Here is a 14,135-nt window from a genome sequence, read left to right as displayed (position 1 = left end):
TGAGTTAAGCCTCATTTTAAGCATAGTCGCTAACTCATCAATTTCACGGGAATATTTCACTTTATGAGAAAAGATTCATCCTGTGTCACTTCGCTTTTCATAAGCTTTGGCCAAGTAAAATAGAAGGCTGAGCCCTTACCGACCTCTGATTCTAGATATACCTTGCCACCATAATGCTCCACAATTTTTTTAATCAGTGCCAAGCCCATACCGCTACCTTCCACTTCGTCCCTTGGTTTAAGCGTTTTAAACATTTTAAAAATTTCTTCAAAGTAATCTGTTTCGATACCAGGGCCATCATCTTTAACCATAAAGGTGTAAAATTCGTCGCTTTCTTCACAGCTAATTTGAATTAGCCCCTCTCCTTTCCCATGGTGCTTAAATGCATTATTCAGGAGGTTACGTACCACCTGTTCAAAGGGTGACTTTAATGTTTCAAAAACAGGTAAGGGTGAAACTACCTCCAACTCAAACTTGTCATTCGGTGAGTAAAGTGGAAACAAACCTTCAATCAGCTCCTGAGTATCAAGTAAAGCCAATGATGCTTGCTGCCGATTGGCACGAGAGTATTCCAAAAGATCATTTAACAGAGTATCTAAACGCTTAACCCTGCTATTAATCAAAGTCAGATTCTGAGGTACCTCCTCAAATTTGCCTTCTTCAATATCTTCTAGCACCCAGTTTGATAGCTGGCTAATCCCCCTTAATGGCGTTTTAAGATCATGAGATGCCACATAAGCAAAATCATCTAGGTCGCGATTAGAACGAGCCAGCTCTTGCGCTAAATCTTGCGCACTTTGTTTTGCACTTTCGGACTCTTTCATGAGCAAGGAGAGGCTTACTTTTTGCTGTTCCAAGCTTGTCACATGCTGGTTTAAAAGTTCATTTTGTTCTGATAGTGCACAAGTTCGCTCCGCCACAGTTTCCTCTAACTGACGGCTTTGTGCTTGTAATAAGCCACTCAAATTACTAATTCGACGTGTCTTCATGACTGCCACTTGTAGGGCATAAAAAGATAAAGCTAATAAGAAACTAATTAGACCGCCACCCACTAAAATCCAGTTAGTTATGCTTGGAGACTCAATTTTTTGCTTTAATGCTTCATTTAAAGCGAGATTTAATTGCCAGTGCCTATCAGGAATTTGAATATCAAAACTAAAAACACTGTCCAATGTTTCTTGGCCATAAAGTAAGCTTGTTTCGTCTGCTTCTATGTCATACAGGGTAATCTTTAAACCAATATTATCAGCTTGCTCTCGAGCATTTTCCATCAGGGTATCAATTCGAAAAACACCTGTAACATAGCCGACTAAAGACTGACTCCTTTCTTCTGCTGTTTTAGGCATACTAGCCTTTTCAAATACAGGCGCTATGATCAAAAAACCATATGACTCACCAGTTTCTTGCACTAAACGGATTTTAGAGGTTGCTGTCATCAACCCCGTATCTCTCGCCATAATTAATGAAGCGTTGCGAGTTGAATTACTACTCAAGTCAAACCCTTGAGCAGCCTTATTTATTAAATAGGGGCGAATATAGGTTACTGGTGTGTAGGTGGTTTTGGGCTTACTTGCGGCTAAAGCGCCACTCTCATCCCGCGCTTTAATTAAAAAATCACCTTGCTGCCCTCTTAGCCTTGCTTCAAAGTCTTTTCTATCCTCATGATGTACCAAAGGCACCCAGCTTAAGGCTTGAATATAGTGCCGCTGCTCAATGCCCAATACATCCATATATTGGTTAAATTCATTTTGGGAAGAAGCTTTTGATTTGGCGGAATAGAAGGCTTGTAAGGCTTGAAGATCATTCGCGGATTTATCTATCGCATCTTGAAAGTGAATAGATATCTGCTTTGCCACATTCTCTAACTTGGTATATTCCTGATTAACTAAACGAGCACTGACAGCAATAGTTAAGTAATAAGCACCTACTAAGCCTAATAGGCCAAGGCTAATTGCAAAAAACAGTGCTTTGAAATATACCTTGCCCATTCGTTAACGTCCTTTCAAACTCTCACCATTAGAAAATCACAGCCATGCCTTAGAGGGCATAAAAGCTGAGAAAAGCATGCATCCTTAACATTAGACTATAGCCAAATTTTCATTTTTATCTTGGTAAAAGCCTAACAAAGACAAGCGCTAAACAAGGTAGGAGTATATTGAGAGAAATACGATTACATGAAGACGAGAAGTGACTTAACCATTTACAAACCGTTAAGTCACAAGCAATTAAACCAGAGAAGAAATAAAGTGTGAGCTATTTATAATAGCAAGGTTATTCATACCAACCATGCCACTTGCTAAAGCCTAAATCGATCAACTGTTGTTGTGAGATAGGGGTCGTTATCTTATTGGCAATTTCCCTGACCTGTTCTAATTCAGAACATGCCATATGTAAAGTCCAGCCAGTTTCATTATCACAACAAACGACGATACGAGAGTAAGGAATATCCCCAGCCAGCTTAGCATCGTAAGAGTCAAAGAAGACCCAAACTTTATTCCCTAAAAAATAGTTTGGCCAGTTTTGATCAGCCTCTCTAAGCTCATCAATATAAACAAAATCCCTTGGTTTTTTTCTTGTGAGCTCCATTTGTTAACCTCTAAGCTATTTTCATCTGATGAGTAATAAGCTCATCTTACCGCTAGCAACAAGCCTCTAATAGGGACAAATTGTCGCTGTTACAAAATGATAGTCAGCCTGTCCCATTAACTCATAAGCAAAATATACCTTTCTGGGTATATCCCACGAATAGGCACTAGTCGTATCTTTATGAAAACGGAGACATGCCTAGATAATTTGGTTATGTCGAGGCCAATAATGCTTACTTAGAAACTTTTCTGGGTATAAAGATAGAGAAAGATTATGTCACAGTCTTCACATACAACATCTTATTACGCTGCATCTGCAAATGATAAAGTACAGCGCCCTAGCCTAAATCAAGATATCAGCAGCGATATCTGCGTCATTGGTGCTGGCTTTACCGGCATGTCTAGTGCACTACATCTTGCTGAGCAAGGCTTTAGTGTCACTGTACTTGAAGGAACTCGCATTGGTTTTGGTGCATCAGGTCGTAACGGTGGCCAGATAGTACATAGCTATAGTCGTGATGTAGATTTTATCGAAAAACATTATGGCAAAAGTACAGGTCAGGCAATGGGCAAGATGGCCTTTGAAGGTGCCAAGGTAATTCGTCGCTTCGTCAAAGATTACAGCATTGATTGTGACTTAAAAGACGGCGGTATTTTCGCAGCCTGTAACCCAAAACAAATGCGTGAGCTTGAAGGCAAAAAGAAACTATGGGAGTCCCATGGACACCAAGATCTTGAGCTTTTATCTGCAACCGATGTGCAAAACTATATTGGCAGTGATAGATATTCAGGTGCCCTATTAGATAAATCAGGTGGCCACTTTCACCCATTAAATTTGGTGCTAGGTGAAGCGGCTGCATTTGAAGGCCTTGGTGGTGTTATCTATGAAGACTCAAAAGTAATAGGTATAGAAGAAGGCGAAAGAGCTGTCGTACGTACCGAAAATGGCAGCGTCACAGCTAACTATGTGGTTGTTGCCGGTAATGCTTATTTAGAAGGCTTGGTGCCTAAGCTTCAAGCGAAAGCCATGCCTTGTGGTACTCAAGTCATCACCACAGAACCACTAAGCCAAGCCCAACAAGATGCTTTACTGCCAAATGGCCAATGTGTGGAAGACTGTAACTACCTACTCGATTATTACCGTCTCTCTGGTGATGGCCGCCTTATTTATGGTGGCGGTGTGACTTATGGCGCCCGTGAACCAGATAAGATAGAAGCGCTAATTACCCCTAAGATGCTAAAAACCTTCCCTGAACTAAAAGGTGTCAGAGTCGATTTTGCTTGGACAGGTAACTTCCTACTAACACTTATGCGCCTACCTCAACTAGGCCGAATTGGTAGCAATATTTATTATGCCCAAGGCTATAGTGGCCATGGCGTCACCTGTTCTCACTTAGCAGGTAAGGTGATTTGTGATGCGATTCAAGGCGACGCTAAACGCTTTGATGTGTTTGCAGGCCTACCACAATATCCATTCCCAGGGGGACAAGCACTACGTATTCCCTATACCGCCATGGGGGCTTGGTATTACAACATGCGAGATAAACTCGGCATCTAATTTAAAGCGTGATTTATATAGGGTGAACATCAGGTTCACCCTTCTCTAACCTTTTATTAGGGCCTTTCTATGACAGGGTTATCCGCTCGCACAGCCTTTTTTATTCTTTTTTCAGTGGCCTTCATCTGGGGAGCCGAATTTGTACTAGTGGACTTAGCCGTGGCTAAAGTTTCAACTAACCTATTCAATGCTTTGCGTTTTGCCCTAGCAAGCTTGGCTTTGCTGCCGCTTTATTTCATCAAGAAAGAAGTCATTGACGCTGATGTCCTAGGTCGTCTTTTCCTAGCTGGCTTTAGTTTGGGCTTTTTGCTCTTTATTGGTTTTTACGCTCAAACAGAAGGTATGCGTTTTACCAGTGTCGCCAATGCAGGCTTCATTACAGGTCTTAGTGTGCCACTTGTCCCTGTACTGGCTTTTCTTGTGTTTAGACAAAATGCCAGTTGGAATGTTTGGCTAGGTGTTGTGTGTGCCACATTAGGCCTTTACTTGCTCACAGTAGGAGATAATCTCAGCTTTAACCAAGGTGATAGTCTGGTATTAATTTGTGCCTTTGCCTTCGCTTTTCATATTCTACTTACCGACAAGTTTGTGACGAACTTACCCATTATCAGTTTAAGCATCATACAAATGGCAGCGGTCGCTATTTATAGCCTGATAGCCTTAGTGTTTACGCCAGAAATGATAAACCAAGAGACCTCTAGCCTTTCATTCAATATCAGTATCTTGCTCGACCCCATCGTACTCAGTGGAATTCTTGTTACAGGCCTACTTGGAAGCGCGTATGCTTATTGGGCACAGTCAGCCTGTCAGCGCCATTTAGAACCAGCCAAAGTGGCCTTAATTTTTGCCACTGAACCTGTCTTCGCGTTTCTTTCTGCTTGGGTGTTTTTAGGGGAAATTTTAGGCTTTAAAGGCAGCCTAGGTGCCCTACTTATTCTAGCCGCAATACTAGTTTCTGAATTAGGTCACACTTTGACAGACAAGAACTTGTTTAAAAATATTCGAGGTCAGAAGCCTAATTAAGATGCTGTTTCAGCACTCTAACTAAGATGCTGCTTAAGCAGGGCCAATAACATAAGTTTAAGGTCCGCCAGAGTACGTTTTGCGCGCTCTGGATTTTGGTTTACAACCACTAAGAAAGCACTGTGGCTAGTCTCAAGGTACAAGCGCCCTAACCTTTCTCTCTCTTTAATATGAGAATTAATTCCCATACGCTTAAATAACGCCGCCATATGGGAGATAACAAGCTCATCATGTTCCGTATCTAAGCTGCGAAGCTCAGGGACAGAAAACATCGCCTGTACCAAGGTTAAAATGGCTTTTTGTTTTTTGTAGGCTTTCAGATTGAGGGCTAATATCTGCTCAAGTAAATCATCAAGAGGGATCGCCTCTATCTCCCAAGCACTGATCTTGGTTAATACCTTTTCGATTTCCTCTAGCCATTCACTGGCCATGGCATACAATATGGCATGCTTATTCGGGAAATAGTGGTATAAAGATCCCACCGAAATACCGACTTCTTTGGCAATTAATACTGTGGTGAGGTCATCCAAACCTACCCTCTCAAGTAGCTCGCTCGTCACATCCATAATCTTTTTAGAACGTTCTTTGGAACGTCCCTGCACAGGGGCAGAACGACGAGTGAGGTCTTGTTTTTTCACTTTTTCGGTAGAGGTTTGATTAGATGACACTTGCGACATTAAAGAGGTTCCGGTTTCGCTTTATATTGGATTGGTGCAATTCTAAGCCATTATAAAGCAAACAGGCTAGGAGAGATTAAACTCTCTCCCTGCTTTTCTAGAATAATCTATCTCTTAATGAGTAATAAAGCATACCTGCCACTAAGCCAGGCCAGCGTAACAAAGTCCCACCTGGAAAACTTGGAGATGGCATTTTTGCGAAGACATCAAAACCATGGCTTTGTCCTGCAATCGCTTCGGCCATGAGTTTGCCGCCTAGGGTTGCCATCGCTACACCATGGCCAGAATAACCCTGCGCTACCAAGACATTGGGTTCAATTCGCTGGAAAAATGGCATCCTATTAAGTGTAATGGCTAAGGTGCCACCCCAACCATAATCTATCTTGGTTTGGCTAAGTTCAGGGTAAAACTCCAGCATATACTTACGTACAAATTGGCCAATATCTGAAGGGAACTTTGAGGTGTAGTTCTCTCCTCCTCCCCATAACAGTCTATTATCCGCCGACAATTTAAAATAATTAATCACAAACTTTGAGTCAGCCACAGCCACATCTTGTGGATTAATTCGAGCACAGATTTCATCGCTTAAAGGCTCTGTAGCTAAGATAAAATTATTAATTGGCATAATTTTACCTGCGATTCTTGGCTCTAAGTTCCCCAAGTAACCATTGCAAGCTAATAAAACAAACTTGGCTTTCACACAGCCTTTATCCGTATTCACTTGGGCTTGGTTTCCTGTCTGATAGTCAGTTACACGACTATCTTCAAAGATTTTAACCCCAGCGTTATCTGCCGCCTGCGCTAATCCCAGCGCATAGTTTAATGGATGAAGGTGCGCACCTTGCTTCCAGTACTCTCCGCCATGGTATTTATCCGAGCCTAGCATGGCAGACACTTGGGCCTTATCTAGATACTCAATATCTTGATAGTTAAGCTTGCTCTGCTTGTAATCCACGCTCTGCTTAAGCTCATCACAATGTTTAGCTTTATTCGCCACATGCAAAACACCTTGCTTAAGGTCACATTGAATTTGGTGCTTTTCAATCAGATCTTTGACCAGATCGACCGAATCTAAAGACATTTGCCATAATAGATCCGCACTTTCCTTCCCGACCTTGGCGATCATGTCTTCATGGGACATATTATGCCCTTGGCAAACCTGACCACCATTTCGGCCAGAGGCTCCCCAAGCCACTTTATGGGCTTCTAGCAAAATAACCGAATAACCCTTTTCAGCTAAATGTAATGCTGCTGACAGTCCTGTAAAGCCGCCACCTATGATACAAACATCGCAATCTTCATCACCCACTAAGCTGGCATAGTCTTTTTTGCTATTCGCAGAATCAAGGTAATAGGATGCTTGGTAGCCAGTTAAACTCATTTAATGCTCCAGAATATAGTGCTAAAAACTTTATAAACCTTAAATTGAGTAAGATCTAAAACAATAAACCGAATATTAATTCGGATTTATTCTAGTTACAAGCACCATTTTTCGTGTTTTTTATTCACTTAGCTATTGCTTTAATAAATTCTTTAAAATAATCTAAAAGCGAATGATAATTCGGTTTAATGATTTCAATCATCATCCATAAGATTACAAATTGGCATTAGGCATAGCGATATAGGTCTGCCAAACTATGAACCAGAGTCCATACAATAAAGGTGATTTATGGAAGCCATAAAGCGGTTTCTCACAGACAATCTAATTACAGAAGTTGAATCCACCCTACCTGATATGACAGGTAATGCCCGTGGCAAATTCTATCCCACTAAAAAGTTTCTTGATGAAAAAGGCGGACGCATTCCTGAAACGCTACTAGTGCAAACGGTCACTGGTGACTGGGCCGACAATCATTATGATATTGTCGATCCAAGTGACAGAGATATGGTGCTAACCCCTGATGCCAATACCATTCGTTTGGTGCCTTGGGCGAATGAACCAACAGCACAAGTCATTAATGACTGTTACACAGTGGAAGGAGAGCTTCACCCTCTTGCTAGCCGCTCGGTTCTTAAAAAAGTGCTTGCCCTTTATGAAAAAGAAGGTCTAAAGCCTGTTATCGCGCCGGAAGTTGAGTTCTACCTTATCCAGAAAAACAATGACCCTGACTCTGAGTTAAAACCCGCTATTGGCCGTTCTGGCCGTCGCGAAACAGCGCGCCAGTCATACAGCATAGATGCGGTCAATGAGTTTGATCCTGTCATTGATACTCTATATCAATACTGTGAAGCTCAAGGTTTAGATGTGGATACCCTCATCCATGAAACCGGTGCTGCACAGATGGAAATTAACTTTCTTCATGGTGACCCTCTAGACCTTGCCGATCAAGTGTTCGTATTTAAGCGCACCTTGAGAGAGACTGCGATTAAGCATGGCATTTACGCAACCTTCATGGCCAAGCCAATGCAAAATGAGCCTGGTAGCTCAATGCATATTCACCAAAGTCTGATTGACGTAAAAACCGGTGAAAACATTTTTGCCAGTGATACAGAGCAGTTCAGTGAACGCTTCTATCACTATCTGGGCGGTTTGCAAAAATTCACCCCACACGCTATCAGCTTTTTTGCCCCTAACGTCAATTCTTATCGTCGCTTTGCACCTGAAATTTCAGCGCCAATTAATATGAAATGGGGCATAGATAACCGTACTACAGGCCTTAGAGCGCCTGCGGCACCAAAAGCAGCGACTCGTATTGAAAACCGTTTCCCTGGTGCAGACAGCAACCCTTACCTTGCTATAGCAGCCAGTTTAGCGTGTGGCTATTTAGGTTTAAAAGGTGAAATGAAACCAAGTAAACCAACCTCAGATGCCGCGGCAGAAGAAGGCGATATGGTCGAGCTAGCACGCTCTCTTGAAGAAGGTTTGCGACTACTTGAAGAATGCCCTGAATTAACCGAAATTATGGGACCTCAATTCGTAGAAGCCTATATTGGCGTTAAACGAGCAGAGTTTGAAACCTTTCATAAGGTAATCAGCTCTTGGGAAAGGGAATTCTTATTACTCAATGTGTAGGTTTCATTTAATGAGACCTATGGGACTTTCAACTTTAAAGCAATAAAAAAACAAATGCGATGAAACTGGGTTTTCATGGCACATATAAAAAGAGGCTATTCAGATGAAAATCAATTTAACATCTCGTTTTACCCTAGGCTTATCTAGCTTGACCTTGGCTTGCACTCTGGCTGGTCAGGTTCAGGCACAAGAAGAGCTCAAGCTGTATAACTGGTCTGACTATATCGCCGAAGATACCATTGCTAATTTCGAAAAAGAAACGGGTATCAAGGTAACGTATGATGTCTATGACTCTAATGAAACGCTTGAAGCAAAACTGCTTGCTGGTAATTCGGGCTATGACCTTGTTGTTCCTAGTTCCTACTTTATGGAGCTACAAATCAAAGCGGGAGTATTTCTGCCACTTGATAGAAGCAAGCTGACGAATTGGCATCATCTGGACCCTTTTTTAATGTCTTCTCTTGAGAAGAAAGACCCAGAAAACAAATATGGTGTGCCTTATTTATGGGGCACAACCGGCATTGGTTATAATCCAGAAATGGTGGCTAAAGCCCTAGGGGAAGACGCACCTGTGGATAGCTGGGATCTTATTTTCAAACCAGAATATATGGAAAAGCTGGCTAACTGTGGCGTGACTTATTTGGACTCTCCCGATGAAATGGTCACCATAGCACTGCATTACACAGGTCAGGACATAGGCAAAACCAAACGCTCTGACTTCAAGCCATCGAGTCCTGCGGGCAAAGCCTTAAAAAATGCGAGACCCTTTATTAAACAATTCCACTCATCCCAATATGTGAATGATCTAGCCAATGGCGACAGCTGTGTCGCAGTGGGCTTCTCAGGAGATGTTTTCCAAGCAGCAGCACGTGCGGAAGAAGCAGATAATGGTGTGGAAGTGGTATATAGTATTCCAAAAGAAGGCAGTGAAATCTGGTTCGATATGCTAGCTATCCCTGCGGATGCGAAGAACCCTGATAATGCCCATAAGTTTATCAACTACATTTTGCGCCCTGACGTAATAGCAAACATCACCAACTATGTCTGGTATGCAAACCCAAACCCGGCATCAAATAGCTTGATTGATGCTGAGATCATAGAAGATCCTGCCATTTATCCAAATGATGAGACTCGCTCAAAACTTTATATGAGTTCTCAGCTTCCTTCTAAGCTTGCTAAGGTACGAAATCGCCTTTGGTCTGACCTAAAAACAGGCCGCTAGATGATTCTTAAGTTAACTTAAAAATCATCTATATCTCTTTATCTAAGTTTCAAGTGATGCAACTTGTCGGCCCCTTTTGGGGCCTTTTTTTGTGTTTAAAGCAGGCTAATATGATGGAAAGTATTCAGCATATTCCCTTTTATTTTTTCTAGACCAGCTACACTAAACTAACATTATTAGTAAAACTAACTTACGCCTATTCTTATGCTCAAACAGGGACTTCTGCATAAAGGCAGAAAGGTACTGAATGAGTCACCCTATTATTTTTACTTTAGTTTGCCTTATTTTGTCATTGAGCCTGCCTAGTATTAGCTACGCAGATAGCAAAATTCCCTTACGTATACTCACTTGGGAAGGTTATGTCACAGAAGAAGAGCTTGCCGAGGTTAATCAAACACTTGAGCAACGCGGTTATAACTATGAAGCCCAAGTTATCTCCCCTTATTCAGAAGGGGCTGAGCAAATGTTCGCTCAAATCAGAGCCCATCAAGTGGACGTTGCTTTTCTCACACTATTCTTTATCAAGATGGACTTAGAGCAAACATCTAAACTGCTACAGCCTATCAATATTCATTCCCCTAGATTAAACAATTACAAGCACCTCATTCCTACATTAACTCACTTACCTATGGGCCTTAATACCAGCAAGCAGCCCTTATATATTCCTTGGGGAGGCGGTACTTATGGCTTTTATGTGAACAGAAATAAAGTCTCAAAAATTGATGTTCCCACTTCTATCAAGGAGTTATGGCAAGGACATTGGAAAGGCAAATACTCTCTCAATAAAAGCCAAGAGTGGTACAACATAGGCCTTAGTTTAATGAGCCTTGATAAGTCTCCTTTTTTTATTTATGAAGCAGTACAAACAGGCAACTTAGATGAGATCAATCAAGAAAGAAGGATACTGGAAGAACAGCTCGTTCAACTCTATGCCAATGCAGGTGATTTTTGGCGAGTCTCACCAGAGTTCAAAGAGGGATTACACATTATTAGCAGTTGGGGCCCTGAAATAGCAAGGGAGAATGCCAAAGGGGCTAACTGGCAGATGATACATTTTAAAGAAGGGCAAATGGCTTGGCTTGATACTATCAACTTCACGAAAGAAGTCAGTGGTAGAAAACTAGAAGCGGCAGAAATATTCGCAAACTTCTTCATAGGCAAAAAAGTACAAAGCCGTATTACACAAAAACTCTCCATGGTAGCCGCCTCATCAGAAGTGACACCTAACCCAAATTTAGGCGACCCTAGCCAAGTATTTAAAGCCGAAATGTTCGTCCCCCCTTACGACAAAATAAGCTACGACATAATGGAAAGGTTTGTCGAAAAGGCAAATCATCACATTAAATATCATGGCCTTGATTAGCCCAAGAAATGATTAAGCCAATAAACCAGACTAACTGAAATGAGACACAACCCCTTTTAAAACAACAACATATAAAGCATAAAGAAGGGCTGCTTTTTTACAATAACAATAATCCTCATCATTAACTCCTCTTTTACTTAGCCTCTTATTTTACTCAACCAAGCTCTTCCTTCTTCGAGCAGTCACAGCTAAATATGCGCCCAATAAGGCACCGAAAACACTGACAAAAATAGCAGTATACAAAAGCAGATCTTGCAACAGGTAAACACCTGCTAACAAAGCGACAATAAGTCCTGCTAGAGGTTGTGCTAGGTTATTTAATAAAATCAGAACGCCTGTGCTTTTTCCTAAATTTTCTATAGGTATCAGCTCTTTACGCAGGCTTCGTAAAAAGACACCGAACATTTTGTCAAAACCGACTATAAGTAAAAATCCTACTAGATAGACTAGATAATCTTGGCTTAGGGCCGTCATAAAAACCCCTATACACATGGCAATGAAAGCGGTCGCGCCCATAAACACAAGGCTCAGAGAGTAACGCGCAATAAAAAGTAAAATTAATAAACTGACAAGTACAGCTAGACTCTGTAAAAGTGCATAGGCGGATTCAGACTGAGCAAACAACCCCGTATAAATAGGCGCCATACTGGCCAGTGTCATACCCAAAATTAGGTTGATACAAAATGCCACCAGCACAACGGGCACTAAGCCAGGTAAACCGATTATTTGCTTACAAGCTAACGTCAGTTGAGTGTAGAAAAAGACACCCCAAGATGAGATTGATGTCATTTTAGCAGGAAGACCTTTTACCTCTTCTTTCAGTCTAGAATGGGCAAAGCGCCACCAATGCTTTAAGCCTAGATCCGATAAGAGAAACAGCAAAATACATATAGAAATACTCACCTGCCAGCTAAAATAAACAAGTAGTAAACCCGCTAAAATAGGTCCTAACACCATGCCTAATTGGCTTGCTAAGCTTGAATACGACAAGACCTTTTCGAACCTTGCAGTTTTAAAAGCTTGTACCAAAATCATCTCCCTGGCCATTAGCGCAAAGCTGGTTGCAACACCCACTAAAGCGGCCATCCCCATCAACCAATAAATGCTCTCCGCTAAATAGAAGCCAAGTAAACCAAAGGGAATAATGACAGCTCGCACACGTTGGCTCACTGACACGATGCGATAGGGCGCAATAAGATCACATAAGATACCGGCAATAGGAAAGGCCAAAAAACGCGGTAAGGTTTCGAAGAAGAAGGCTAAGCCTGATAAAGCACCACTGCCAGTCATCTGAAAGATAACCAAGGGCACCATAAATAAAATGATCTGATCGGCGAGACGAGAGAGAAACAAAGACGAGAAAAATAAACTATCTCTAGGGTTCACTTGTACTCCTTGTTGAACGCTATTCTAAATAAAGCCCATCCATAGTATCAGAAACTTTCTCCTTTCAACCTAATAAACATAAAAAAAGCCCCACCCTGATATTCAGAGTGAGGCTTTTTAGTGTGTCTGAAACAAGCCTTAGCTATTTAGCTTCGCCTTTAATTTCATCGATACGATTAGCAATCTTAGTCAGTTCTGGTCTGTGCTGACGAATTTCGTCTGTGCTTAAACCGTCAAACTCATGAGGGAAAACTAGCCACTCATCCGTTTCATACACATAAAAGTCAGGAGTTCGGCCAGACTTGTTGTTCTTAGGTTTGTAGTAAGGCGTCGCGATACGAATCTCTGGCGTATTCTTTTTACAGGCTTTTTGAATATCAACTATGGTTTGCTGAATACTTAAACCACTGTCATGTACATCATCAACAATCAGTAGACTGTCTTCTGATTCAAGACGTTTAATCAGGTAAGTCAAGCCGTGTACCTTCACATTCTTATTACGCTCACCAATCGCATCATAAGAAGAAGTACGAATCGCAATATGATCAGATTCCACACCTAGAACATGCAGCAACTCTTGTACTGCGATGCCGACTGGTGCACCACCACGCCAAACACCCACAATGTAATCAGGACGAAAGCCGCTGTCGTAAATTTTTAGCGCTAACTCGAACGAGTCTTCTAATAATTTTTGAGCACTGATAAATACTTTATCCATGATATTACCCTTTAATAAATATTCGCCGTCATCATTTTTCAATCATAACAGTTTCTGGTTTTAGTGATTTAGCGACACGCACTCAATACTGAAAGATACTGACTAAACTGTTTAATAAATAAGCAATCTAGGCTAAAAATTTTAAAGGCGCAAAGATAAAGGAATTAGCAACTAAAACCAATGTTAAAGCGACATTTTTACTATTTTTTTTACCCTTATTAACCGACTTATCAGGTGAAACCCATAAATATCTCACCCAGTAAAAAATTAGCCAAGATATGAAAATATAAGAAGGAGTAAGCAGGATAAAAAGCTAGGGAGCCTGCGATTAAATCACCTCTTCTCAGTCTTTTCAGAAAACGTATCACGCAAGGCGTTACTTTGACGTAATGTAGGTACCTTTCGAGAAGTGACAACACAGGGTGTGACTTTTTCTGAAATGCCGTTTAGGTATTCTTTAAAGACCCAAAGGGCGTGGTCTAAAAGACCTATCTTTATGTTGAGAACCTTATCAATAGAATAACTATTAAGTTGCGCTCCTCGCCATAAATCTAGCGGCTTTTATCCACACGCTGAGGCGGGAGGACTTA

At 41.4% G+C, this 14,135-nt stretch carries 11 protein-coding genes; 5 read left to right on the top strand and 6 right to left on the bottom strand.

Features of this window, described 5'->3' with window-relative positions; all coding sequences use genetic code 11:
* Positions 1 to 56 precede the first annotated feature (56 nt).
* On the bottom strand, positions 57 to 1,988 hold the full coding sequence (locus tag OA91_RS04600) for a sensor histidine kinase (RefSeq protein ID WP_063336533.1): 1,932 nt from the start codon (positions 1,986 to 1,988) through the stop codon (positions 57 to 59).
* Between the two features lie 283 nt (positions 1,989 to 2,271).
* Positions 2,272 to 2,586 carry a hypothetical protein gene (locus OA91_RS04595; RefSeq protein WP_046018746.1) on the bottom strand — a complete coding sequence of 105 codons (315 nt, stop codon included), beginning with the start codon at positions 2,584 to 2,586 and terminating at the stop codon, positions 2,272 to 2,274.
* A 273-nt stretch (positions 2,587 to 2,859) separates the two neighbouring features.
* Here OA91_RS04595 and OA91_RS04590 point away from each other — a divergent pair, with 273 nt between their 5' ends.
* Positions 2,860 to 4,143 (top strand): NAD(P)/FAD-dependent oxidoreductase, encoded by a 1,284-nt coding sequence (locus tag OA91_RS04590; RefSeq protein WP_046018745.1) that lies wholly within the window; start codon positions 2,860 to 2,862, stop codon positions 4,141 to 4,143.
* A gap of 69 nt (positions 4,144 to 4,212) precedes the next feature.
* Positions 4,213 to 5,166 carry a DMT family transporter gene (locus OA91_RS04585; protein WP_063336532.1) on the top strand — a complete coding sequence of 318 codons (954 nt, stop codon included), beginning with the start codon at positions 4,213 to 4,215 and terminating at the stop codon, positions 5,164 to 5,166.
* Positions 5,167 to 5,183: 17 nt separating this feature from the next.
* Here the strand turns inward: OA91_RS04585 and OA91_RS04580 are convergent, their stop codons facing one another.
* Both OA91_RS04580 and OA91_RS04575 read right to left on the bottom strand, forming a co-directional pair.
* Positions 5,184 to 5,843, bottom strand: a complete 660-nt coding sequence (locus tag OA91_RS04580; RefSeq protein WP_063336531.1) for a TetR/AcrR family transcriptional regulator — start codon at positions 5,841 to 5,843, stop codon at positions 5,184 to 5,186.
* Between the two features lie 97 nt (positions 5,844 to 5,940).
* Complete coding sequence (locus tag OA91_RS04575; protein WP_063336530.1) at positions 5,941 to 7,224, bottom strand: NAD(P)/FAD-dependent oxidoreductase; 1,284 nt, start codon at positions 7,222 to 7,224, stop codon at positions 5,941 to 5,943.
* A 288-nt stretch (positions 7,225 to 7,512) separates the two neighbouring features.
* On the opposite strand from OA91_RS04575, the gene OA91_RS04570 reads away from it, so the two are divergent.
* The 3 genes from OA91_RS04570 (at position 7,513) to OA91_RS04560 (ending at position 11,441) form a co-directional block, all read left to right on the top strand.
* Complete coding sequence (locus tag OA91_RS04570) at positions 7,513 to 8,856, top strand: glutamine synthetase family protein (RefSeq protein WP_063336529.1); 1,344 nt, start codon at positions 7,513 to 7,515, stop codon at positions 8,854 to 8,856.
* A gap of 103 nt (positions 8,857 to 8,959) precedes the next feature.
* Positions 8,960 to 10,078 (top strand): polyamine ABC transporter substrate-binding protein, encoded by a 1,119-nt coding sequence (locus OA91_RS04565; protein WP_063336528.1) that lies wholly within the window; start codon positions 8,960 to 8,962, stop codon positions 10,076 to 10,078.
* A gap of 247 nt (positions 10,079 to 10,325) precedes the next feature.
* The gene (locus OA91_RS04560; protein WP_063336527.1) at positions 10,326 to 11,441 is read left to right on the top strand and encodes an ABC transporter substrate-binding protein; all 1,116 of its coding nucleotides are present in this window, start codon (positions 10,326 to 10,328) and stop codon (positions 11,439 to 11,441) included.
* A gap of 150 nt (positions 11,442 to 11,591) precedes the next feature.
* Here the strand turns inward: OA91_RS04560 and OA91_RS04555 are convergent, their stop codons facing one another.
* Positions 11,592 to 12,827: an MFS transporter gene (locus OA91_RS04555; protein WP_063336526.1), complete on the bottom strand. Its 1,236-nt coding sequence runs from the start codon at positions 12,825 to 12,827 to the stop codon at positions 11,592 to 11,594.
* A 142-nt stretch (positions 12,828 to 12,969) separates the two neighbouring features.
* The gene (locus OA91_RS04550) at positions 12,970 to 13,545 is read right to left on the bottom strand and encodes a phosphoribosyltransferase (RefSeq protein WP_046018738.1); all 576 of its coding nucleotides are present in this window, start codon (positions 13,543 to 13,545) and stop codon (positions 12,970 to 12,972) included.
* Positions 13,546 to 14,135: the final 590 nt, after the last annotated feature.

Source organism: Marinomonas sp. SBI8L, from assembly GCF_001624705.1.
Classification (GTDB): domain Bacteria; phylum Pseudomonadota; class Gammaproteobacteria; order Pseudomonadales; family Marinomonadaceae; genus Marinomonas.
The sequence above is the reverse complement of the archived record's forward strand: the minus strand, read 5'-3'. Positions and strand labels throughout refer to the sequence as shown.

Bases quoted from the DNA above. Each gene is read 5' to 3' on its own strand.
- OA91_RS04600 (WP_063336533.1), bottom strand. From the start codon at position 1,988: ATGGGCAAGGTATATTTCAAAGCACTGTTTTTTGCAATTAGCCTTGGC.
- OA91_RS04595 (WP_046018746.1), bottom strand. From the start codon at position 2,586: ATGGAGCTCACAAGAAAAAAACCAAGGGATTTTGTTTATATTGATGAG.
- OA91_RS04590 (WP_046018745.1), top strand. From the start codon at position 2,860: ATGTCACAGTCTTCACATACAACATCTTATTACGCTGCATCTGCAAAT.
- OA91_RS04585 (WP_063336532.1), top strand. From the start codon at position 4,213: ATGACAGGGTTATCCGCTCGCACAGCCTTTTTTATTCTTTTTTCAGTG.
- OA91_RS04580 (WP_063336531.1), bottom strand. From the start codon at position 5,843: ATGTCGCAAGTGTCATCTAATCAAACCTCTACCGAAAAAGTGAAAAAA.
- OA91_RS04575 (WP_063336530.1), bottom strand. From the start codon at position 7,224: ATGAGTTTAACTGGCTACCAAGCATCCTATTACCTTGATTCTGCGAAT.
- OA91_RS04570 (WP_063336529.1), top strand. From the start codon at position 7,513: ATGGAAGCCATAAAGCGGTTTCTCACAGACAATCTAATTACAGAAGTT.
- OA91_RS04565 (WP_063336528.1), top strand. From the start codon at position 8,960: ATGAAAATCAATTTAACATCTCGTTTTACCCTAGGCTTATCTAGCTTG.
- OA91_RS04560 (WP_063336527.1), top strand. From the start codon at position 10,326: ATGAGTCACCCTATTATTTTTACTTTAGTTTGCCTTATTTTGTCATTG.
- OA91_RS04550 (WP_046018738.1), bottom strand. From the start codon at position 13,545: ATGGATAAAGTATTTATCAGTGCTCAAAAATTATTAGAAGACTCGTTC.